Genomic DNA, 22,897 nt, shown 5'->3' on the forward strand with positions numbered 1-22,897 from the left:
ATAGTAGCGCTATTTTTTGTTCTATATCTTAGTATATGAATTTATATGAGCGATTTTTCAAATATATCGATTTTTCGACAAATATCAGCACAATTAAAATGAAGCTACCTTTTCTTCAGCCACTTCTACAATTTCTAAAATTTGTAGCAGACTCTCCACTTCATAAGTCGGATTAACACTCGTCTTATTCTCTTTCAAACTCGGATTATACCAACACGTATCAATGCCGAAGTCTTCTCCGCCTTTCATATCAGAAGTTAGCGAATCTCCGACCATTAGTACACTTGATTTATCCGTAATTCCAAATTTCTCAAATGCATAATCAAAAATCTCACGCGCTGGTTTTTGATGACCAACTTCTTCAGAAATAATAATGTGATCAAAGAAATTACATAAAGGCGAATTTCCGATTCTTGATTGTTGCACCTTCGTATATCCATTCGTAATAATACCTAACTTGCAATCTTGAAGATTTTCACATAATTGTACTGCGCCTTCTATAAGATGTACTTCCTTCCCTAAATTTTCAAGGTATACATCACTAAATTGCTGCGCATCTACGGCTATATTATGAAGTGCAAATAATTGTCTAAATCGCTCTACGGCTAATTCACTTAGCGTAATCATTTTATTTTCTAAATCTCTCCATAATCCATTACTAATCTCTTTATAACTTGCAAGATGATCATTATACCCTGTAGGCATGCCAAACTGTACAAACGCATTATGTAATGCGTGTCTTTCCGTTTCAGGGAAATCTAATAATGTATCGTCTACGTCGAATAATATAAATTTGTATTTCATGATGTTCTCCTCAATTCCTATTTTAAAAGCTTCGTTCTCATTGCTTATAAGTTTTTATATATGTCGTGATGAAGCGCTTTAACCCGCTCTTTATAGAATACACCTTTATCTTTTTTTTTCAAATGTGCTATAAATAAATTTGCTAGCATGACTGCTGTATCTAGTCTATAAAATAAACTAACAATATGAGGAGTAACATTAAAGATACTATCATTCTTATATCCATCTTTAAATTCATCCCAACTAACCTCATTTGTTTCAGCTATTCTCATAAGCTCCAGCAATGGATGACCAATTAAAGCATTATCCCAATCAACTGTTGCTTTAACTTCTCCATTATACCCGATTAAATTGGCTGGTCGAATGTCCATATGTAATAAACAATTTACATGATCTGCTGTACTAAGAATATATTCAATTGTTTTTGTATCCGGAAGATTAATTTTGCAGTTCGTGATTGTATTAAACCCTTCTATCCGTTTCACAATTCGTTCTGCTATATACTTACTAATGGGCTCTCTAATATTTTGTTTGTAATACAAACCATCAATTGGCATACTATGAAGATTGCTCACTAACTCCCCTATTTTGCATGCGGAAATTGGCATACGATCAGCATACACACAATCCGAAATTAAAAAATCAAGTTTGGTTGAAAGATACAATCCGTGTATCCTTGGTACTGGAATACCTTTTGAATGACAATACTTAGACAGCTCCGCTTCCTTTTGCAACGAAATCCGACTGTTAAATAAGTCTTCATTTATATTTTCCACTTCTCTTTCCCACGGTACTCGAAATGCCAAAGACCCCTTTTCTGAATCTCCTTGAAAAACAATATTTTGCACTCCCGTTCCAATCACCTTTAAATCTTGAATAGCTAGTTCCTTATACTCTTGACTTAGTATTGTTGCCAGCTTTTCTCTTAACCCCTCTGCTTTTACACGTGTATGAATCATTTTATCCCCCGATTCTTAAGTTCTTTTCATCCATTTTCTCCTCTGTGCACAACATCCTCATTAACAAAATTATAGCAACAATAGTAAAAGGAGGCTAATCCGCTCAGCCTCCTTCTCATTATTAATCTTCTAGCAATAACTCTTTCATTTCCTCTAACGACTCTTTCGTAAAGCCAAGAGCTTTTTCAGCGTATGCTTCAACTGATCCGTATTGCTTTTGAATTTCACCAATCGCAGCTTGCAAGTATTCAGCACGTGCTTCAAACATTGCACCTAATATCGCTCTGCTCTCATCGTTTTGTAATTTCGCACCTAAAAAGGCCATCATTTTTTCATTTAGCTTTTCACGGAATCCGTTACTTAGTAAGTAGTCTTCCATTACTGTTTTTTCTGGTACACCTAGTAAAAGTAGTAATAATGCTGAACCAAATCCAGTACGATCTTTTCCAGCTGTACAGTGGTTTACTAACGGTAAGTTTTCCGGGTTTTGCGCTAAGTTTAAGAAGCTCACGAATGCCTCGTTACCACTTACGAAATCTTGATTCATTTTCACAAGATACTCACCTGGTTTTCCTAACATAGAAAGGTCACCAACTTGGAAAAACTCATTTATATTTAAGTCTTTCGCTAAGTCTTGCATAACTGGTAAGCACACTTGACGAGCACCCGTAATTTCTGGATTCGGCTTATGCTTCACTTCAAAGTCTGTACGGTAATCGCAAATTAACTTTAAACCAGACTTTTGTAAATAGGCAATATCCCATTCAGTTAGCCCTGCTAATTCTTCAGAGCGGTATAATTTGCCCCATTTTACTTTACGGCCTTCAGTCGTTTCATATCCTCCCATATCACGGAAGTTAAACGCACCTTGTAATGGCAATCTACGCTCGGCTACTGTTACTGCTTGTCCATTACTTCCTACTAATCTAAAATATGGACGTTCATTTTCACTCGGGTTTTCAATTGTATATGATAATTCCCCATTTACTGTTGCAAGTAATTCTCCATTTTCTTCAATATGATCTGGTGAAGTACTCCAATAAATACGAACTTCTTCTATATTATTTTCCCACTTTATTTGTAACGTATTATCTTTATTTCTTTCTACAGTTGCTTGTAACCAATTTCTTTGCTGTCCCATTCTTTCACCAACGCTTTCTCATATAATCAAATCTCACTCTATTGTATTATACAAATATCTACTTTGTCGTTCTCATTTTTCTTTTTATCTTACAAACAGGCGAAAAGTTCTTTTACTTGTTCAAAATTTGTACAAGGGTTCTCACTAAATGTGTCCCAGATTATATCCTAAAACTTCCTTACATACCGCTCAGTACAACTCAGCAACTGACATCCATTCTTTTCAAAAACATCCTTCATCCATTCATTTTGTATATTTGTCTCACCAATATAATAAGATGCACCTATTTCCTTTAAGACAAACATCGCACCTGCAAATAATGCCGCTTCATATCCCTTATTACGCATATTTGGAGTAACTGCGAAGTACATAAGTTTCCCTTCTTCTAACGTACCTCTTTCAATATGCGGGATTACAATTCCTATCGGCTCTTCATCGACACTCGCTGTTAAGCAATGTTCTTTCCATTGCTCACCAATTTCTTGTAGCATCATATGCACAAATTGATCATGAGCGACTGGTTCTCCCGTCGCTTCATTCCACAGTGAATAAAAAGCCTCTTCTCCAACTTCTTCAATAAGCTTAAAATCCATTTCACTTTCTACATCTTCTACTTCATATATATCTTTAAATACAATCATGTTTTCCGTAACATATTCAAATGAATACGTTTCAAAACATTTTTTATACACATCATAATTTGGACTTTTTGAAGAGATTTCAAAATGTAGTTTTTCTAATTCACTTTTTTTAGCTTCAGCAACGCAATATTGCATCATTTCCTCTAATTGCTCTTCTGTAAAAATCTCTGCATTATTTTCTTTTATCATAATAGAAGAAGCACTTCTTCTTATTTTAAAATGTTTTTCTAACTGTTCTATCGTCGTCATATTCTTCCCTCATCTATATCATACTCGAATTTCTAATCGTTCTCCTTGCATGAGCAGGATTGTCCTTGAATATATAGAATACTAGAAAAGATCGCATCTTTAAAGTGCGGAGGAGGTTCTCCAGTGGATATTACAGCATTGCAACAACAGTTAGAGCTTATACAACAAAATGACTATACGCAACTACAGCATATAGACGTAAATGAGTTAACTTTGAACATGCTTCAGTATATCGGAACGACTGATAGCTACGTTCGTTACCAACTTATATATAAATGTTTTGCGCATTTCATTCATCATGAATTCCTTATGGACGATCAGCTGAAATTACTTCTGCAAACTTGTTTAAGTGATGAGTATTTATATTGTGACATTTACTCCCCACATACAGATGGGGTTTTCACACGTTCTTACACTGTTTCGTTAATTGCGTTAATACTCCAATTCGCTAATTCGCACTACTTTTGTACAGAGGAGGATATCGAAGAAATAAAAAATAAACTCATTACATACACAAACTTAGAAACGGATTTTCGGGGCTATATCGAAAATAAAGGATGGGCTCATTGTCTTGCTCACGTATCTGATGCCTTTACTGAAATTGTTCATAATACGTATACAACTTTTGAATGGTACGAAGAATTAATTCATTGTTTATTAAATAAAATCTTTATTCCATCTGACCTTTTTCATAATAACGAAGATGAACGCATTGTTACTCCATTACTAGCAATGCTGTATCATGATTTTCCTCAAAACGAGTTAATTTCTATTATTCATAAAAAAATAAAAAGGCTTCCTCAAATTAGAAAACGCCTTTCGCTTAATGAGTATTGTATTTTATGTGCCAATATTAAAACCTTTTTACGCACATTATTTTTCAGAACGAAAGACGACCATAACTTAGCCTTTACAGCACGTAAAACAGAAAGAATGTTAAAAGAAATTCCTAACTATTATTAAATATAAGGAGCAATGACATGGGTTATATTGAAGATATGAGAAATCTAGTAGGAAATCATCCACTTATTCTAATAGGATCACACGCCATTATATTAAATGAAAAAGATGAAGTATTGCTGCAGCTCCGTACAGATTTTAACCGCTGGAGCATTATTGGTGGTGCCCTAGAATATAACGAAACGTTAGAAGATGCTTTAAAACGAGAAGTGTTTGAAGAAACTGGACTTATTATTAAAAATCCAGAACTATTCCGTACATACTCAGGGCCAGACTTCTTTCAAATCTATCCAAACGGCGATCAAGTACACGGTGTACTCGTTGTTTATATTTGCCGAGAATTTCATGGTGAACTTGTATGCGATCAAAGTGAATCAAAAGAACTACGCTTCTTTTCACTTAATGAATTACCTAATAATCTTCCCTCTGTTATTGAGAGGATTATTACAGATTATCAAAAAAAATAAGGGAACGCTTAACGTTCCCTCTCAAATCCAATCCGTTTTTTAATTTCCGCTAAATTTACCTTTGCAATAGCGCGTGCCTTCTCAGCACCGTTTTCTAATGCTTCATATAATAAATCCAGCTCATTCATATACATTGCGTACTTTTCACGAGGTCCAGCTAACTCTCGATCTACAACGCGAAACAACTCTTTTTTTACATCGCCCCATCCGATTCCAGTCTCATATTTTTCACGTAATGACTGTATTTCGTCTTCTGTCGCAAATTCTTTATAAATTGTAAATAAGGTTTCTAGTTCTTTCGGTTCATTTGGAAGTGAAGAATCTGTTTTGATTTTAAATATTAACTTTCGTAGTTTTTCTTGCTCTGCAAATAATGGGATCACATTTCCGTAACTTTTACTCATCTTCCTTCCGTCAAGACCAGGTAAAATAGCTCCTTCTTCTTGTATGACATACTCCGGAAGTGTAAATGTCGTGCCAAATGTATGATTAAAATACGTCGCAATATCACGCGCAATTTCAATATGCTGAATTTGGTCTTTTCCAACTGGTACATGGGTAGCTTGAAATAATAATATGTCAGCTGCCATTAAAATCGGATACGTATATAACCCCATATTCACTCCTGCATCGACCTCTAACCCCGCTTCTTTATTTTGCTCCACCTTCGCTTTATACGCATGAGCACGGTTCATAAGACCTTTCGGAGTTAGGCAAGCTAAAATCCAAGCTAATTCTAGAATTTCTGGTACTTCTGTTTGCCGATAAAAAACAACATCTTCCCCAAGTCCAAGCGATAACCAAGTAGCTGCTACCTCTTTCGTATAACTGCTGAACTTTTCTGAATCATGCACAGCATTTAATGCATGATAATCAGCTATAAAGTACAATGCTTTTCCTTCATTATTCTTTGACATTTGTAATGCAGGTTTAATCGCACCAATATAATTCCCTAAATGCGGATAACCTGTCGGCTTAATTCCTGTTAACATTATTTTTTCACTCACACTAACTCCTCCTTTCGCAAAATAAAAAGAGCCCCTCATCCTTAAAAAGGACGAGAGACTCCCGCGGTACCACCTTAATTAGCTATCATTAGCTCACTTCATACTTCAATAACGTGAAGTAACCGTCTTTACCTACTCATTTCAGTTAGAAGCTCCAGAGTCCATTCCATATTCATCCCTTACTGATTCTCACCACATATCAGCTCTCTGAAAAGTTTCGAATATGTACTCTTCTCTTTCATTGCTTTTTCGTTATTTTTTACAGTTTATCACATTTCACTTCCAAACAAACCCGAATTTTCTATTTTATATAGCAGGAATTTCCACTTCAATTGTCTAATATTATATAGGTTTGCAGAAATATTCGAAACAACTTTGGAGGTTTTTTCATGGTAAAATATATATCCATTTTAGGTTCCACAGGATCCATCGGCACATCTGCATTAGATGTCGTTTCAGCTCATCCTGAACATTTCAAAATCGTCGGTTTAACCGCAAATTATAATATCGATCTTCTTGAGCAACAAATCAAAACGTTTCAACCTCGTATTGTAAGCGTTGCAACAAAAGACTTAGCAGACACGCTTCGTACGCGTATTTCAGCGAATACAAAAATCACATACGGAACTGATGGCTTAATTGCGGTAGCTACTCACCCTGATTCAAATCTTGTATTAAGTTCTGTTGTCGGAGTTTCCGGACTACTTCCAACGATTGAAGCATTAAAGGCGAAGAAAGATATTGCCATCGCTAATAAAGAAACGTTAGTTGCAGCTGGACATATCGTAACTGAACTAGCGAAACAAAACGGATGTCGCTTAATTCCAGTAGATAGCGAACATTCAGCTATTTTCCAATGTTTAAACGGAGAAAATAATAAAGAAATTGAGAAATTAATCGTTACAGCTTCTGGCGGTGCATTCCGTGATAAAACACGTGATGAAATGCAAACATTACAAGCAAAAGATGCTTTAAAGCACCCAAACTGGTTAATGGGCGCAAAACTAACGATTGATTCTGCCACATTAATGAATAAAGGGTTCGAAGTAATGGAAGCGAGATGGCTATTTGATATTCCATATGAAAAAATTGATGTAATGATTCATAAAGAAAGTATCATTCATTCTTTAGTAGAATTTATTGATGGATCAGTTATGGCACAGCTCGGTGCTCCTGATATGAGAATGCCGATTCAATATGCGTTTCACTATCCTACTCGGCTACCTTCTTCCTATGAAAAATTAAATTTATTAGAAATCGGTAGTTTACATTTTGAAAAACCAGATTTAGAGAAGTTCCCTTGTCTACAATACGCATATGAATGTGGCAAAATCGGTGGTACTACTCCCGCTGTATTAAATGCAGCAAATGAAATTGCGAATGCACTATTCTTAAAAAATGAAATTGCCTTTTTCGATATTGAAAAAACAGTTTACAAAACAGTTGAAGCTCATCATAACGTAAAAGATCCTTCACTAGATGCTATATTAGAAGCGGATCAATGGGCACGCCAATATGCAAATGAATTGTTAATAAAAAAGAGCTAAAACAGATAATACTGTTTTAGCGCTTTTTTCACGTATTCAACTTAACAAATCTATAACCGTGCGTAACTAACACTTTTAATATCGCATATCCTGGAATGGCTAAAATAATGCCCATAATCCCGAATAAGTTTCCGGCAGTTAAAATGATAAAAATGATAGTAATCGGATGAATATCTAACTTTTTACCCATAACTTGCGGAGAAATAAATTTACCTTCTGCTAGTTGTACAACCATCATAACGATAATTACTTTTAACACCATTGCTGGCGAGTCGATGAATGCGATAATTAACGCTGGTGTAATCGCGATAATTGGTCCTACGTACGGAACGATATTTACAATCATCGCTAAAATCGCAAGTAATACCGCATATTTAATACCAATAATAAGATAACCAATTAATAGCATAATACCGATAAATAAGCTCACGATAATTTGACCTCTAATATACGAGCTAATCGCATAATGCATATCATCTAGTATTCTCATTGCTGCTGGTTGTCTTTGCTCTGAAATAAACTTTAAAAAGTGATTCGGCAATTGCTCACCATCTTTTAAAAGATAGAACAATATAAATGGAACCATTACAAATGTTAAAACAACCTCTGTAACAGTACTCAAAAATCCAGTTACATTCCCAGTTACTGATGATAATGACTTTGTAAAATCAACTGTATAGTCTTTTACCATATTCGCAACATTAATATTTAAATTCTCCTGAATTTTACCGAGTAAATTACTTTCCCCGAATCTACGTGCTGCTTGTTCAATCTCATGGCCAAAATACGGTAAGTTATCAATTAATGCATCAATTTGATCTTTAATAATAGGGATAACCGTTACAACTAAAAATACAAATAATCCTAGTACGATTAAATATATAGAAGCTATCGATACGATTCTTGAAACACCTTTCTTTTCTAAAAGCGAAACGAATGGATGTAAAATATAGAATAGTACGCCTGCTAATAGTACTGGGAAGAAAATTGTTTTTAAAAATACGATAAACGGTGTAAAAACAAATGATATTTTTGTTAGCAATAAAATATTAATGAACAATAACGCAAATCCAAGTAATACCGCCAAATAATTTTGTTCTCTAAAAAACTTTCTTAACTTATCTCTTTTTCTTATATTTATTTTCTCCAATGAAACCACCTCTTCGAATGATGAAAAGCCCTTATTCAGGGCTCTTCATCATAATCTATATATCTATTTCTTTGCAGCTTTCACTACAAATGATACAATAAAAATTAACACGATTGCACCTAATAATGCTGGCACTACATGAATCCCACCAAATGATGGCCCAAAGGATCCAAATAATCTACCACCTAACGAAGCACCTAATAAACCTGCGATAATATTTCCGAACATACCACCCGGGAAATTTTTACCCGTTATAGAACTAGCAATTGCACCTATAATAGCACCAACTATTAATGTGATAATCCATCCCATTTTTAGCCCTCCATTTCTATTATAGTTTGTATGATTTAATACAAACATATGTATTTATCATTGCTAATCATATTTCACTATAGAAATATATTTACTACTATTTTACATATGGAGATACATATATTATATGCAAAAAAGAAAAATATTGTCAAACTCACCCATAAAGCAATTATATTCATATACCATATTTAAAGGAGGCTTCATTATCTATGATTCTTAAGTTAAATTCCAGTTCTTTTGAAGTAGCAACATCCATTTTACAGGTTCAAATTCCAGCTTATAAAGTTGAAGCAGACTACTTAAATAGCACTGCCATACCTCGTTTATATGATACTGTAAACGATATTCAAAGTTGTGTTGAAACATTCTATGGATATTTTTCTGAAAATAAACTTGTCGGTTTTATTTCTTTTGTACAAGAAGAAAAACTAATCGATATCCACAGGTTAGTTGTATCCCCCGATTTTTTTCAAAAAGGAATCGCAACAAAACTCCTAATTTATATATTTAACATGTTTCCCTCTTCAATGACATACATTGTACAAACAGGTAAAGCGAATACCCCTGCTATTACTTTATATAAAAAACACGGATTCATTACAGTATCAGATACAATACTTCCTGACGGTATGATTCTTGCGCAATTAAAAAAGACAGAATACACAAAATAATTTGACTTGTTCGCTCCTTTATGTTATTTTTTACTTTATAAAACCTTTTGCTGAGTCCAAATTTTGGAGCGGGGGAACCATTTTTGTAGCTATGCTACTTGGGGCGAATCTTTTTTAAGTAGGGAAACTCTCACTTCCCGAGTCCGACAGCTAACCTCGTAAGCGTAATGGGAGAGGAAGGTGCTTTTTGCCTATGTTACACATTTTGCCTCCTTAATTATAAATATGGGATCGATATCAAATAGTCACCTATATTTATAGAAAAGGAGAATGTATTATGTTACGTTTATCTGATCACGCAATTAAAATGATGGAGCAAAGACTTCGAATTGAAAAACAACGCACATATCAAGCAAATAAGGTTGTAGATAACTTACATCACAAATACTTCTTTCAGCATATTTTTCAACCGAAAAGATAAAGAAAATGTTTATTTAATATTAAAAAACACAAGGTGTGTCTTACAAAGACATTCCTTGTGTTTTTTATATTCTTTATAAAATTCTCACTACATTTAAGCTTGCTGTAATCGCACCTGCTATAGTAGTCACATGCCCTACACCTAACGGGCCATTTTGTAATATTAATGTTGAATTGGCACTCGTCACATTCACAAGAAGTGTATTTGAAATGGCTGGTTCGATTACTACAGTTGATGTCGTTACGTTTTGTATAAAACTCCCTGTTAGTTGCGTTCCATTTAATAGCAATCTAACAGATACTGTCTCATTCCCACCATTTGCATCCCCTTGAAAATAGTAGCTTACTAAATATATTCCTGGCGTCGTTACTGTGACTGTCGTAGCACTAGTTAAAGATACACCAGTTCCATATACAGTGGATCCAGAATTAATTGGGATGTTGGCACTTGCTGCAATTGTGCTTGTTGATGTAGAGAAGAAATAGCCACCACCTGTCGATATAGCAGATGATCCTGTTGCTCCTGTCAAGCCAGTTGGACCTGTTGCTCCTGTTGGGCCCGTTACCCCCGTTACCCCTGTTGCTCCAGTTATTCCTTGTATACCTTGGATTCCGGTTGGTCCAGTTGCACCAGTCACTCCTGTCGCTCCTGTTGCGCCGGTTGCTCCCGTCACACCTTGTGGGCCTTGAATTCCTTGGATTCCTTGTGGGCCTGTTATTCCAGTCACTCCTGTTGCTCCCGTCGGACCCGTTATCCCTTGCGATCCTTGGATTCCTTGGATTCCTTGTGGACCTGTTACTCCCGTAGAGCCGGTCGCTCCTGTTGGGCCTGTTACTCCTTGTGGACCTTGAATTCCTTGAGGACCTTGAGGACCCGTTACTCCCGTCGGACCTGTTGCTCCAGTTGCACCGGTTGGACCCGTCGAGCCAGTTATACCTTGTATGCCTTGAGGTCCAGTCGGGCCTGTTGGACCAATCGGACCTTGAATTCCTTGCAGACCTTGAATTCCCTGTGGACCGGTTGGACCTTGTATCCCTTGTATTCCCTGAATCCCTTGCGGGCCTGTTGCACCAGTTGGACCGGTTGGACCCTCTGGGCCTTGCACTCCTTGTATTCCAGTCGCTCCCGTTGGACCTATATCTCCTTGTGGACCTTGAATACCTTGTATTCCTTGAGGACCAGTTGGACCTGTTATACCACTTATCCCTTGCACTCCTTGTAAACCTTGAGGACCGGTTGGACCGAGTGGACCTTGGATTCCTTGTAGCCCCTGTAAACCAGTTGGACCGGTCGCTCCCCTTACTCCTTGCTCACCTTGTATGCCTTGTAGACCTTGAGGGCCGGTTGGACCGATTGGCCCCTGTGCCCCTTGCACTCCTTGTGGACCAGTCGGACCGGTTGCTCCTACCGGTCCCTGGATTCCTTGTAGACCTTGCGGACCAGTCGGACCGGTTACTCCTTGTATCCCTTGTGGACCTTGAATGCCTTGATCACCCGTTGGACCCGTTGCCCCCATTGGTCCCTGTACTCCTTGCAAACCTGTTACACCAGTTGCTCCGGTCGGTCCCTGTATTCCTTGTACCCCTTGAATTCCAGTCGTTCCTGTTGCTCCGGTCGCTCCTGTTGCCCCTGTTGCTCCAGTCGGACCAGTTGGACCCCCTGGTGATCCTGCTGGACCGGTTGGACCAGTTGGACCTCCTGGTGGACCAGTTGGACCGGTTGCTCCAGTCGGGCCAGTTGCAGAACCTGTCGGACCAGTTATCCCAGTGGCTCCTGTTGGGCCAGTTGGACCTGGATCACCTTGTAAACCGGTTGGACCAGTCGGACCGATTACACCTTGCACTCCTTGTATTCCTTGTATTCCTGTTGGACCTACCTGCCCCATCTCTCCCTGGGGACCTTGTAAACCTTGAACACCAGTTTCCCCTTGTGGACCCATTGGTCCTTGCTCCCCTTGAATTCCTTGAGAACCAGTTGGCCCTGTTGGACCAATCGGACCCTGTATTCCTTGTATTCCGGTTACACCTTGTAAACCACTACCTCCTAAATTACCTTGCACACCTTGTATACCAGTATTTCCAGTTGGTCCAGTCGGACCAATTTCCCCTTGCACTCCTTGTATTCCTTGTACTCCTGTTGGGCCGGTTGGACCGATTTCTCCTTGCATTCCTTGTATGCCTTGTATTCCTGTTGGACCGGTCGGACCGATTGGGCCAGGAATTCCTTGTATCCCTTGAATACCAGTTGGACCAGTCGGACCTCTTTCTCCTTGTATTCCTTGAACACCTTGTATTCCCTGTGGGCCTCGTTCTCCCATAGGTCCTTGATTACCTTGAGAACCTTGTGGTCCAGTTAAACCAGTTGGGCCGGTTGGACCATTTTCTCCTTGCACCCCTTGCACTCCTTGTATTCCTTGTGGGCCGGTTGGACCGATTGGACCTTGTACGCCTTGTATTCCTTGCGGTCCAGTTGGTCCACCTAAAGCACCAGTTGGACCGGTTGGACCAGTGGGCCCCGTAATACCTGGCGGTGGAAAAGGAATAGGTGCTTGAAACTTACTACACTTATCTTGATTCTTCACAAGCATCTCCCCCGTTATAACTAACGTATCAAACTATTTTTAATACATTTAAACTAGCTGTTATCACACCAGATAATGTCGTTACATGCCCGATAGCTAACGGACCATTTTGTAAAGACAAAGTTGCATTTGAAGAAGTAACTTCAATGACCATCGTATTCGAAACTGCTGGTTCTAATATAAAAGTACCTCCTGTAACATAAAAAATAAAACTTCCTGCGACTTGTATTCCATTTAAAGTAAGCCTCACTGAAATTGTTTCATTTCCGGCAGTTGGATCGCCTTGAAAATAATAGCTTACTAAATAAATTCCCGGCGTACTTAACGTTACAGTTGTTGCATTTGTTAAACTGACATCAGAACCAAAAACTGTAGATCCAGAATTAATTGGTATTAACGCATTCGCTGCAATTATACTCGTTGAAGTAGAAAAGAAATAACCTCCCCCGCTAGGTAAGCCAGTCGCTCCTGTCGCTCCCGCTATTCCCAAGAAACCTATTGAACCTGCACTACCAGTTGCTCCTGTCGGTCCCACCACGCCACTTGGGCCCTGACTACCTTGTGCTCCAACTGGGCCTATACTACCACTAGCACCTGTCACCCCACTTGCTCCAATTGGGCCTTGCAACCCTTGAATCCCTTGTATACCTTGTATTCCTTGCGGACCCGTTGCACCTGTATTGCCTGTCGTTCCCGTTATTCCTTGTATTCCCGTAATCCCTTGAACACCTTGCACACCTTGTAGTCCAGTTGCCCCAGTTGCTCCTGTGGCTCCAGTTTCGCCCGTTGCTCCTGTAATTCCAACATTTCCTTGTGGGCCTTGTGGGCCTTGACTACCTTGCGCTCCTTGGACTCCTTGTGAGCCTGTTATACCGACTTCCCCTGTATTTCCTTGGGGACCTCTAATTCCTTGTGCACCTGTTGGGCCGATAATTCCTTGCACTCCTTGTATTCCTTGCACTCCTTGCGCTCCTGTTGGACCCGTTATTCCTTGTAATCCTTGAGGACCTTGCAAACCAATAGCTCCAGTCGGTCCTATTATTCCTTGCACTCCTTGAGGACCTTGGGCACCTTGTGTACCTGTCAATCCGGTAGTCCCTTGTATCCCTTGAACACCTTGAGGACCTTGTGTTCCAGCTGCTCCTGTTTCCCCTTGAATTCCTTGAACTCCTTGTATACCTTGTGCTCCAGCAGGACCAGTTGCTCCTCGGATTCCTTGTGTTCCTTGAGCTCCTTCCGCTCCTGTAACACCAACTGGACCAGCTATCCCTTGTATTCCCACCATTCCTTGTGCACCTGTTGGACCTATCACACCTTGTATACCTTGAATACCTTTAGGACCTTCTGCACCAGTTGGACCAGTTACTCCCAGCGGACCTTGTATTCCTTGAGAACCTTCTGCACCAGTTGGACCTGCTATACCTTGGTTACCTTGAGGACCTTGTGCTCCTTGTACTCCAACTGCTCCAACTACACCTTGGGAACCTTGCGCTCCCCTTACACCTTGAGAACCTGTTGGACCTGTTATACCTTGCACTCCTTGCGCTCCAATTGGTCCTATCCCTCCGCTTACACCTGTTGAACCGGTCGCACCCGTTGGACCTGTTGGACCTCCTGGTGGACCGGGTGGGCCAGCTGGTCCAGTCACCCCACTAGAAGGGCCAATTGGACCGGTCACTCCCGTCGGACCGCCCGGTGGTCCTTCTGAGCCTTGAGTGCCAATACTACCCGTCGCTCCTGTTATACCTCTTATTCCCTTTATCCCTTGAAAACCTGTTGCTCCCGTTATACCTTGTATTCCTTGCACACCTTGTGGTCCTTGTAAACCTATTACACCTGTTATCCCCTTTATTCCACTTATACCTTGGGCACCTTGCATTCCAGTAGAACCAGTTGGACCCACTTCACCTTGTATTCCTTGAGCTCCTTGTGGGCCTTCTTCTCCAGTAATTCCTTGTATTCCTTGGAAGCCGTCTTCCCCTTGTATACCAATAGCCCCTTGCTCTCCTTGTATTCCTTGAACACCTTGAGGGCCTTGTGGACCAGTTATACCCGAGACTCCAGTTATGCCCCTCTCTCCCTGCATTCCTTGTGCCCCTGTTTGTCCTCGCTCACCTATTTCCCCTTGTATTCCTTGTATGCCTTGTATACCTTGACTACCAGCAGGACCCGTAGCTCCTTGTATTCCTTCTAATCCTTGTACTCCAATATCACCAATTAGACCTTGGTTACCGATTAATCCTTGAGCACCTTGGAGACCAGTCGGGCCAGTTATACCTTGCTCTCCTGTATCACCAATAGCCCCTTGTATTCCTTGTGCTCCTGTTGTCCCTTGGGGACCTTGTATTCCCCTGATACCTTGAGGACCTTGGGGCCCAGTTGCTCCCGTCGGTCCAGTCACCCCTGTAGGACCAACAGGACCTTCATGCCCTCCAGTTGGACCGATTGGACCACTATTACCTGTCGGACCCGTTGCTCCTATAAGCGGAAGAGGCAGTGCCACTCCAAATTTTTTGCACTTTCTATGATGACGCACAACAATCCCCCTTCCCCAAAATAATTACACCTTTTATATGAAATGCATTTTTATAAGAAAAGTACACCTTTGACCTCATTTTTTTAAAATAAAGAAGCCTATCATTTCATCTATTTGAAATCATAGGCTTCTTTTATAAAAACACTTTACTTTCTAGCTTTAATAATAAAAGTAGTCGGCACCATTCTAGCTTTATATAAAGAATAATACTTCGTAGACGGCTCAGCTAGTTCTCCATCAAACGAGCTTGATGGTTCAGGCTCTTCTATTCTCTCAATTTTAAATCCCGCTCTATTTAACTCATTTATGTATGTACTTATTTTTCTCTTATATAATGTCGCTTGTACATTTTCTCCTTTAAATGTTTCAAACGTAATGGGCGTTTCCTCATGATAAGAAGACTTTATAGCAACTTCTTCTGTACCATACTGTAAGTTTGAATATATGGGATGCTCCCAGCTAAAAATAAAACTTCCTCCTGGCTTTACATACGAATAAATCAATTCCAACGTTTTTCTTAAATCCGAAGTCCAGCCTAATGCATAAATGGAGTATACAATATCAAAATAATCTTTCGGTATATCCCCTTCTTCTTCCATTGCTCCACATATTAACTTTGGATTCCAACTCTTTAACGTTTCATTCGCTATTTTAATTTGTTCACTTGAAAGATCCAGGCCCCATACTTCCTCTGCTCCATGTTCCCCCATATATTTCAGCGAATGCCCACTTCCACATCCAATATCAAGTACCTTTTTATCTTTAATTGAATCGAACAAATGAATCTCATCTTCAGACGCCGTATAAGGACCATATTTCGGTAAACAATCCACTTGAAAGAAATAAGGTGCAACTGTATCCCAACACTTTTTATTTAAAGCTAACATTTGTGTACCTTTCATATGCTACATTCCCCCATCCATTTTCTTCCCCACTATTAATTACACATCATAACCCGTTCTTCCTTTTCTCTTCGCTCGGTAATTTTTCACTTTTGCAATTGTACCGCACGCTCTTCCTCCTTCTTCTCCAGCATACATACCGCACCATCTTTTACTTCCATTACGCGAATGATCATAAAATACCCAGCGGCAATCTGGACATGCTTTTAACCTTCCCCACACATTTTCTTGAATTGACATTAACACAATGCTTAACACTTTTGTATACACATTCTCTTCATATACTGGTTCATATGTAATACCTTTCATATCATCCTTTATATGTACATGAAATGGGTATTTCTCTAACCACTTTTGCAATGATTCTCCGCCTTCAATTGTCATCCGAATATCTTCTCGAAAACCTCTTAATTCCTCTATCGTATGAAATGGAAACTCTTCATCAAAATATTCTTTCATAAAGAGCTTTATATCTTCTTTTGTTTGCAGCAAATCAATTGGCTCTCTCGTATCGTTTGGTATTCTCCATGTATTTAAAAATTCCCGAATATATTCTAGTTCATTTGGAGCGTTTTGATTCAATTCGATCCACCTTCTTCTTAAAATTTACTTTTTTCTGACTTTATGTATAATTATAGTATAAAATAGTTAACCATCAAATAATTTTACTGGTTACATAATTAGGAGGATTTCTATGAAAGGTTTCTCAACACCGATACGTTTCATGCTTATTTCTTCATTTTTTATGTCTTTTGGGTATTTTGCAGTATACGCATTTTTAGCTATTTATCTATTAACCTTTCTTCATTTTTCTGCTGTCCAAGTAGGAACAGTGTTGACGATTATGACAATTACATCACGAGTTATCCCATTATTCTCAGGGTTAATTGCTGACAAAATAGGCTATATCATTATGATGATAGCCGGATTATTTTTAAGAGGAGTCGGATTTATCGCTTTAGGAATATGCTCTGATTTCTATACAATTTCTATTTCTTCTGCACTTATTGGCTTCGGAACTGCATTTTACGAACCTGCCGCTCGCGCTATATTTGGCTCACAGCCAGCTCATTTGAGAAAAAATTTATTTACATATTTAAACCTTAGCTTTAATTGCGGTGCAATAATCGGACCAATTGCAGGAGGATTCTTACTCTTACTCGATCCACTCTACGCTTTCTCTCTAACAGGATCTCTTATGCTGTTATTTGCTTTTATTTTTTACTTACTTAAAAATCACTTCCAAGTCACTACTGAAAACACGTCTATTACATTAGGAATACAGGTCATCTTACAAAACAAATCTTTCCTTCTGTTTTCCTTTATCATGATTTTCTTCTATATTATGTTTACTCAGCTTACTGTCGCACTTCCACTTCATATGAAAAACATTAGTAATAGCAATCAACTTGCTACACTCGTTATTACGATAAATGCGATAACAGGCGTCATATTTATGGTATTATTCCGAAAATTATTCCACAAATACAACACACTTTCGATTATTAAATACGGTGTTTTATTAATGAGTATTTCCTTTTTACTCATTCCTTTATTTCAACACCCATATTGGCTCTTTATTTGTGTAATTTTATTTACAATCGGTGAAACACTCGTATTACCTAACGCTGATATCGCTATTGCAAATTACAGTAATGAATCATATACAGCCACTTTCTTCGGATTTTATCAACTATCACTCGCATTTGGTTTTATCATTGGTAATTATACCGGTACATCTTTTACATCCAACTTAAGCGGAATGTATACACCATGGCTTATTTTTGGCGGAATAGGACTTATTGGTTTTATTTCACTACATATTTTGAATATAAAAAAAGTGGCCTCTAAAGAGGATATACACCTATGTAATACAAGCGACCTATAACGAAAAAGATTCGACCATCATATGTGACAGTCGAATCTTTTTATTTTTCATATTCAAGGTGATTATGTCTTTTACAACCAAATAAATAGCAAGCGCCTATATAATCAGTTTCAAACTCTAATCCTGGAACGTATCCAGATTTGATACGTTCTACCATTGTGTTATAACAATTATTCTCTTCTGTATATTCCTCAATTAACTCTTTCTTATCATTTTCTGTCCAGTTTTCTTCTACTTCTTCACTCTGAACATCTTCTATTTCTGCTGTTTTCGCTTCGATAGATTCCCGTATAACTTCATTTATACGGGAGAAATTATTCGTTTTATATAGAGCATACACAAATCTACCAATCCAATTAGGACTTTTCCAGCATTCTTTATATCCCTTTTCGAACCATTCAATTGCTTCTTTATAGCAATTCAATTCAACATATAAATCTGCTACATTAATTTCCCCTAAAAAATTATCAGATTCCCTGTTAAAAGTATCTAACTTCTCTTTTGCTTCTGTCGTTCGTTCTAAATCAATTAAACATTTTACATAGCTATACATGATATAGTCCGAATCCCCTGCAACTCGTAAAAAAAATTCCGAAGCTTTTTCCAGCTCTCCAAGGTTATAATGAGCTACAGCTACATTATGATATGCTTCATCCGATGGTTGAATCGAAATAGATTTTTGTAATACTTCTTTCGCTTCTGTCCATTTTTCTTGTTTCATGTAAATGTCCCCTAAGATGTTATAAGGAAAGTATGAAGAAGGATTCAACTTAACAATTTCTCTTATTAATTCAAGAGCTTTATCATCATTCTCTTCCTCATAGAAGTACATCCAAGCAAGATTATTGAGAGATTGTACGTCTCTAGATTAATGTACTGCTTGTTGAAACAGTTCCATTGCTTCCTCATATTTATTTTGTTCAAACATTTCAATTGCCTTCTCGTTAATGTTCAAATAACTACCTCCGAAGTGAATAAATTCATCTACGCTTTATCATTATTTTAAGATGTAAAAATTGAAATTTCTATAAAAAATTTCTTTATCCTGTCTACATTTCGATTGAACTAGAAGCTAAAACACACGAATTTACAACAATAAGTAAATTTTTCAGTCTCTCTTACATTGGATATACAGCCTTTTTTAATTTACATATTATGGTACAATAAAAAGAGTACTAACTAAACATTTACGCTCCACACTAGTAATCTAGCAATACCAAAATCAAAATTCACATGGAATTGAGGGATGTTATGAAACAGAAATTAGCTGTTCTTCTATTCACTGGAATCATATTATCAGGATGTTCAACTATAGCAGAGAATTCTTTAGAAAGCGGGAAAGGCAGTATGGAATTATTAACACCAACGATCACAGCAAAAGATAATGAATTAGAAATTAAAACTAAAGGCATTGATGAAAATAAAGTAACTTTTATTTATGTTGCTAATAAAAAAGTATTGGAACAAAAACTAAAAAATGGTGAATCCTACAAGCTTAACATTAAAGATATCGAACACGCTCATAGGACAGACTACAAACCAAAAGTTCAACTTTTCCAAACGAAAGATGATAATGATGATGGAGAAATGGTAACCTTCAAACAAGTTAGATATACAGTTAAAAACTGATTTTAAAGTTGTTTCATTATAAATGTAACGAACGAAAATATACTTTTAACAGTAGATAAATGTAGGGGGTGCTAACATGAAAAAACGATGGATTTCTTGGTGGATTGGTAACATATTTTGGATTATCGTTTTTGGAATATGGGCCGCTATTATTTGGCTACGAGATGTTGATAGGGCTGGTGTTATTCAAACACCTGAAATTAAATCAATATCACTTATCGTTTTATTAATTGCGTTTATCATACCGGTATTTTTTCAAATTATATGGCTAATCATTAATTTGAGAATGAGTAAAAAAATAATTATACGATTTAGTTTTTTTGAATTAATAGATGAATATTTTTCATAAAAAAAGAGAGAAATCTACATCAAAATAGATTCCTCTCTTTTACATTTGGACTTATACTGCACTTTTAATGCAGCACTACTCCTCTTTTTTTACGATGCATGTTCATCTTTCTTTTTCATTAACGCTCTTTTCTTCATCGCCTTCGTTAAATATCCACCTTTAAACGAGCGAATTTCATACGAAGACATAAACGCTTTCGGTGCAATTTCATTAATGATTTCTAAAAGCTCTTTCTCTCTAGAACGCTTTGCAACGATATCTAAGCGATAACGTATAGAATTAATACCTTCGCCTTCAAATACTGTAACACCAAATCCAGAGTGACGTAATTCATCTACTAATTCATTACAACGGTCTAGTAAACTAACTTGATACGTAATATAACCAATTGCTAATTTATTCTCTATATAACCGCCTAATAACAGTCCCGCACTAAAGCCAATGACATAGGCAACGATGTTCATCCAATTTGATAAATCTTGAAACACAATACCTAAACTGACAATGTAAATAGCTCCTTCTAACAATCCAACACCAGCAGCGGATCTTGTTTGATTCTTTACAAGCAAAATCGTACGGATTGTTAAAATTGGAACGTAAATAATTTGTAGCACAAAAATAAGTAGCGCTTGTAACATTGGTATCCACCTCTTTCAAAAAGTCTTTTGTCATAATAACATACATAACCTTTAGAAATCGATGGGTTTTTTAAAATTTTTTTATTATTTTTCATACTATTGAAAAACGTAAAAAAGAAGCGTATTATATTTGTCGTTAATTTGTTTACTTGTATCAAATCACTAAAATAAAAAAGGAACCCGATTAGGTCCCTTTCATCATAGCTCTATGTTTTTCGAAGCATGTTCCCTTTGCTTCTCTTCTTCTTTCACTAACTGCATATTTGCATACGCTAAATTTGCAATCATTAAAAAGTGGCCACCTAAAATACCTGTACCGAATGCCCACATTTCCATCTCATGCTCAATTTCATACATGATGATAGCTCCTAAAATGGCAGCTGCACATCGGTTTAAAACTCCTAATCCAGGAGCCTTTTCCTTCATTACGATACTTTTTCCGAGTTTCTCCACTCTGCGAGCTAATAACCAAAGGCAATAGGCGCTTACTGCTAATCCAATACCGAACCCTGTCACTTGTTTTCCAAACGGAGTAATCGTCCACATAAGTAGTAAACCACTAAAGATCACATACAATTGTAATCGATATACACGTAAGGCTTCTTGAATCAAAATATCCGCTCCTAAGTTCTCATTTTTTGTACTTTTAGAAGAAAAGCAGCAACTTACACAGTTGCTGCTTTCTCTTCTTCTTGTTCTTGTTCCATCTTACGAATTTCAACACGTTTAATTTGGTAAGCGTCTTTTTCTAACACTTTAAATTCATAACCTTCCGCGTCAACATGTTGTCCTTCTTCGATTTCATGATTTTGCATCATAATCCATCCACCGATTGTATCCACATCATCTTCTTCGATGTGTAATCCAAATAAATCTTTCACTTCTGAAATAAGCACTTTTCCATCAACAATGATATGTTGCTCGTTCACATGTTGAATTGGCGGTGCCTCATCTTCATCATATTCGTCACGAATTTCGCCGACGATTTCCTCCAAGATATCTTCAAGCGTTACAATTCCGGCTGTTCCTCCGTACTCATCATATAAAACAGCCATCGGAATTCGCTTCTTCTGCATTTGAAGTAATAAATCGTGAATTGGAGTCGTTTCCATCACTTCAATAATCGGACGCATATACGAGCGAATAGATGATAAATCTTTTTGATCCTCGGTCATATATCGAATAAAGAAATCTTTTACGTTGACCATACCGATAATATCATCTTTATCTTCTCCAAAAATCGGATAACGTGTGTATCGCTCATTTTGGATTACTTTCATGTGTTCTTCTACTGAATCTTCCAGGTAGAAACCAACGATTTCTGTTCGCGGTACCATAATCTCTTTTGCAATACGATTATCAAATTCAAAAATGTTATTTACATACTTGTATTCAGCTTGATTAATTTCGCCACTTTCATAGCTATCTGAAAGGATAAGACGTAATTCTTCTTCTGTATGAGCTACTTCATGTTCTGAAGCTGGCTTTAAACCGAATAAACCAGTTATCACACGAGCTGAACCGTTCAATACCCAAATAAATGGATACATTACTTTATAGAACATCATTAATGGACCTGCCAATAATAACGTTACCCTTTCAGCCTTTTGAATTGCCATCGTTTTCGGAGCTAATTCCCCTACTACAACGTGTAAATACGTCATAATCATAAAAGCAAGACCAAATGTTAATACTGATGAAATAGAAGGATTTAAGTTCCATTTCTCAAATAACGGGTGTAATAACTTTTCAATTGTCGGTTCACCTAACCAACCTAATCCCATAGCTGTAACTGTAATACCTAATTGACAAGCAGATAAATATTCATCTAAATTTGTTGTTACCTTTTTCGCTGCTAAAGCACCGCGTTTTCCTTCCGCAACAAGCTGATCGATACGGCTTGAACGTATCTTTACAATCGCAAACTCTGCTGCTACGAAAAATCCAGTAAATGCGATTAAAATCGCAACCATGACTAAATTAAATATTTCCAATGAATCCCCTTAGTTAAAAAACTAAGGTGTCCACCTCCTGTATACTATAAT

22 protein-coding genes, 1 pseudogene, 1 riboswitch and 1 other annotated feature are annotated in these 22,897 nt (G+C 37.6%); of the genes and pseudogenes, 8 read left to right on the forward strand and 15 right to left on the reverse strand.

The window, feature by feature from the left end; genetic code table 11:
- Positions 1-93: 93 nt before the first annotated feature.
- From N2V80_RS16425 to N2V80_RS16440, 4 genes are all read right to left on the reverse strand, one after another.
- A complete protein-coding gene (locus N2V80_RS16425) occupies positions 94-804 on the reverse strand; it encodes a YjjG family noncanonical pyrimidine nucleotidase (protein ID WP_000875414.1) in 711 nt (236 codons plus the stop codon).
- Between the two features lie 44 nt (positions 805-848).
- Positions 849-1,763, reverse strand: coding sequence for a phosphotransferase family protein (locus N2V80_RS16430; RefSeq protein WP_061654937.1), 915 nt, complete (start codon positions 1,761-1,763; stop codon positions 849-851).
- 121 nt (positions 1,764-1,884) lie between these two features.
- On the reverse strand, positions 1,885-2,904 hold the full coding sequence (locus N2V80_RS16435; protein ID WP_000531496.1) for a tyrosine-protein phosphatase: 1,020 nt from the start codon (positions 2,902-2,904) through the stop codon (positions 1,885-1,887).
- A 167-nt stretch (positions 2,905-3,071) separates the two neighbouring features.
- A complete protein-coding gene (locus tag N2V80_RS16440) occupies positions 3,072-3,794 on the reverse strand; it encodes a GNAT family N-acetyltransferase (RefSeq protein WP_061654938.1) in 723 nt (240 codons plus the stop codon).
- 123 nt (positions 3,795-3,917) lie between these two features.
- Here N2V80_RS16440 and N2V80_RS16445 point away from each other — a divergent pair, with 123 nt between their 5' ends.
- The gene (locus tag N2V80_RS16445; RefSeq protein WP_000355452.1) at positions 3,918-4,757 is read left to right on the forward strand and encodes a DUF2785 domain-containing protein; all 840 of its coding nucleotides are present in this window, start codon (positions 3,918-3,920) and stop codon (positions 4,755-4,757) included.
- Positions 4,758-4,774: 17 nt separating this feature from the next.
- The gene (locus tag N2V80_RS16450; protein ID WP_061654939.1) at positions 4,775-5,221 is read left to right on the forward strand and encodes an NUDIX hydrolase; all 447 of its coding nucleotides are present in this window, start codon (positions 4,775-4,777) and stop codon (positions 5,219-5,221) included.
- Between the two features lie 8 nt (positions 5,222-5,229).
- Here N2V80_RS16450 and N2V80_RS16455 read toward each other — a convergent pair whose 3' ends face one another.
- Complete coding sequence (locus tag N2V80_RS16455; protein WP_061654940.1) at positions 5,230-6,228, reverse strand: tryptophan--tRNA ligase; 999 nt, start codon at positions 6,226-6,228, stop codon at positions 5,230-5,232.
- A gap of 43 nt (positions 6,229-6,271) precedes the next feature.
- Positions 6,272-6,479, reverse strand: a binding site (T-box leader).
- A gap of 138 nt (positions 6,480-6,617) precedes the next feature.
- Here N2V80_RS16455 and N2V80_RS16460 point away from each other — a divergent pair.
- Complete coding sequence (locus N2V80_RS16460) at positions 6,618-7,775, forward strand: 1-deoxy-D-xylulose-5-phosphate reductoisomerase (protein ID WP_061654941.1); 1,158 nt, start codon at positions 6,618-6,620, stop codon at positions 7,773-7,775.
- A gap of 28 nt (positions 7,776-7,803) precedes the next feature.
- Here the strand turns inward: N2V80_RS16460 and N2V80_RS16465 are convergent, their stop codons facing one another.
- Both N2V80_RS16465 and N2V80_RS16470 read right to left on the reverse strand, forming a co-directional pair.
- A complete protein-coding gene (locus N2V80_RS16465; protein WP_000411481.1) occupies positions 7,804-8,925 on the reverse strand; it encodes an AI-2E family transporter in 1,122 nt (373 codons plus the stop codon).
- Between the two features lie 63 nt (positions 8,926-8,988).
- Complete coding sequence (locus N2V80_RS16470) at positions 8,989-9,237, reverse strand: GlsB/YeaQ/YmgE family stress response membrane protein (protein ID WP_000539730.1); 249 nt, start codon at positions 9,235-9,237, stop codon at positions 8,989-8,991.
- Positions 9,238-9,446: 209 nt separating this feature from the next.
- Here N2V80_RS16470 and N2V80_RS16475 point away from each other — a divergent pair, with 209 nt between their 5' ends.
- Positions 9,447-9,908: a GNAT family N-acetyltransferase gene (locus tag N2V80_RS16475; RefSeq protein WP_030026548.1), complete on the forward strand. Its 462-nt coding sequence runs from the start codon at positions 9,447-9,449 to the stop codon at positions 9,906-9,908.
- Positions 9,909-9,946: 38 nt separating this feature from the next.
- Positions 9,947-10,089: riboswitch (cyclic di-AMP (ydaO/yuaA leader) on the forward strand.
- A gap of 96 nt (positions 10,090-10,185) precedes the next feature.
- Positions 10,186-10,329 carry a hypothetical protein gene (locus tag N2V80_RS16480; RefSeq protein ID WP_000945243.1) on the forward strand — a complete coding sequence of 48 codons (144 nt, stop codon included), beginning with the start codon at positions 10,186-10,188 and terminating at the stop codon, positions 10,327-10,329.
- Between the two features lie 73 nt (positions 10,330-10,402).
- Here N2V80_RS16480 and N2V80_RS16485 read toward each other — a convergent pair whose 3' ends face one another.
- The 4 genes from N2V80_RS16485 to N2V80_RS16500 form a co-directional block, all read right to left on the reverse strand.
- A complete protein-coding gene (locus tag N2V80_RS16485) occupies positions 10,403-12,916 on the reverse strand; it encodes a BC_3345 family exosporium-associated protein (RefSeq protein WP_061654942.1) in 2,514 nt (837 codons plus the stop codon).
- 22 nt (positions 12,917-12,938) lie between these two features.
- The gene (locus tag N2V80_RS16490; protein WP_061654943.1) at positions 12,939-15,446 is read right to left on the reverse strand and encodes a collagen-like protein; all 2,508 of its coding nucleotides are present in this window, start codon (positions 15,444-15,446) and stop codon (positions 12,939-12,941) included.
- Positions 15,447-15,592: 146 nt separating this feature from the next.
- Positions 15,593-16,348 (reverse strand): class I SAM-dependent methyltransferase, encoded by a 756-nt coding sequence (locus N2V80_RS16495; RefSeq protein ID WP_000679180.1) that lies wholly within the window; start codon positions 16,346-16,348, stop codon positions 15,593-15,595.
- 39 nt (positions 16,349-16,387) lie between these two features.
- On the reverse strand, positions 16,388-16,930 hold the full coding sequence (locus N2V80_RS16500; RefSeq protein ID WP_048568364.1) for a CGNR zinc finger domain-containing protein: 543 nt from the start codon (positions 16,928-16,930) through the stop codon (positions 16,388-16,390).
- A 112-nt stretch (positions 16,931-17,042) separates the two neighbouring features.
- Between N2V80_RS16500 and N2V80_RS16505 the strand changes: the two genes are divergently transcribed.
- Positions 17,043-18,236, forward strand: a complete 1,194-nt coding sequence (locus N2V80_RS16505; protein ID WP_000675759.1) for an MDR family MFS transporter — start codon at positions 17,043-17,045, stop codon at positions 18,234-18,236.
- A gap of 40 nt (positions 18,237-18,276) precedes the next feature.
- On the opposite strand, the pseudogene N2V80_RS16510 reads toward N2V80_RS16505, so the two are convergent.
- Positions 18,277-19,191, reverse strand: a pseudogene (locus N2V80_RS16510) (tetratricopeptide repeat protein).
- 278 nt (positions 19,192-19,469) lie between these two features.
- On the opposite strand from N2V80_RS16510, the gene N2V80_RS16515 reads away from it, so the two are divergent.
- Positions 19,470-19,865 (forward strand): hypothetical protein, encoded by a 396-nt coding sequence (locus N2V80_RS16515; protein ID WP_002024430.1) that lies wholly within the window; start codon positions 19,470-19,472, stop codon positions 19,863-19,865.
- Positions 19,866-19,941: 76 nt separating this feature from the next.
- Positions 19,942-20,214, forward strand: coding sequence for a DUF3923 family protein (locus N2V80_RS16520; protein ID WP_340980190.1), 273 nt, complete (start codon positions 19,942-19,944; stop codon positions 20,212-20,214).
- 89 nt (positions 20,215-20,303) lie between these two features.
- Here the strand turns inward: N2V80_RS16520 and N2V80_RS16525 are convergent, their stop codons facing one another.
- From N2V80_RS16525 to N2V80_RS16535, 3 genes are all read right to left on the reverse strand, one after another.
- Entirely contained in the window at positions 20,304-20,852 is a 549-nt protein-coding gene (locus tag N2V80_RS16525; RefSeq protein ID WP_000938438.1) for a DUF2179 domain-containing protein, read from the reverse strand.
- A gap of 198 nt (positions 20,853-21,050) precedes the next feature.
- Complete coding sequence (locus N2V80_RS16530; protein WP_061655946.1) at positions 21,051-21,464, reverse strand: ATP synthase subunit I; 414 nt, start codon at positions 21,462-21,464, stop codon at positions 21,051-21,053.
- A gap of 53 nt (positions 21,465-21,517) precedes the next feature.
- Positions 21,518-22,846 carry a hemolysin family protein gene (locus N2V80_RS16535; RefSeq protein ID WP_000402256.1) on the reverse strand — a complete coding sequence of 443 codons (1,329 nt, stop codon included), beginning with the start codon at positions 22,844-22,846 and terminating at the stop codon, positions 21,518-21,520.
- Between the last annotated feature and the right edge of the window lie 51 nt (positions 22,847-22,897).

Source organism: Bacillus sp. FSL W8-0640, from assembly GCF_038007725.1.
Classification (GTDB): Bacteria; Bacillota; Bacilli; order Bacillales; family Bacillaceae_G; genus Bacillus_A; species Bacillus_A cereus.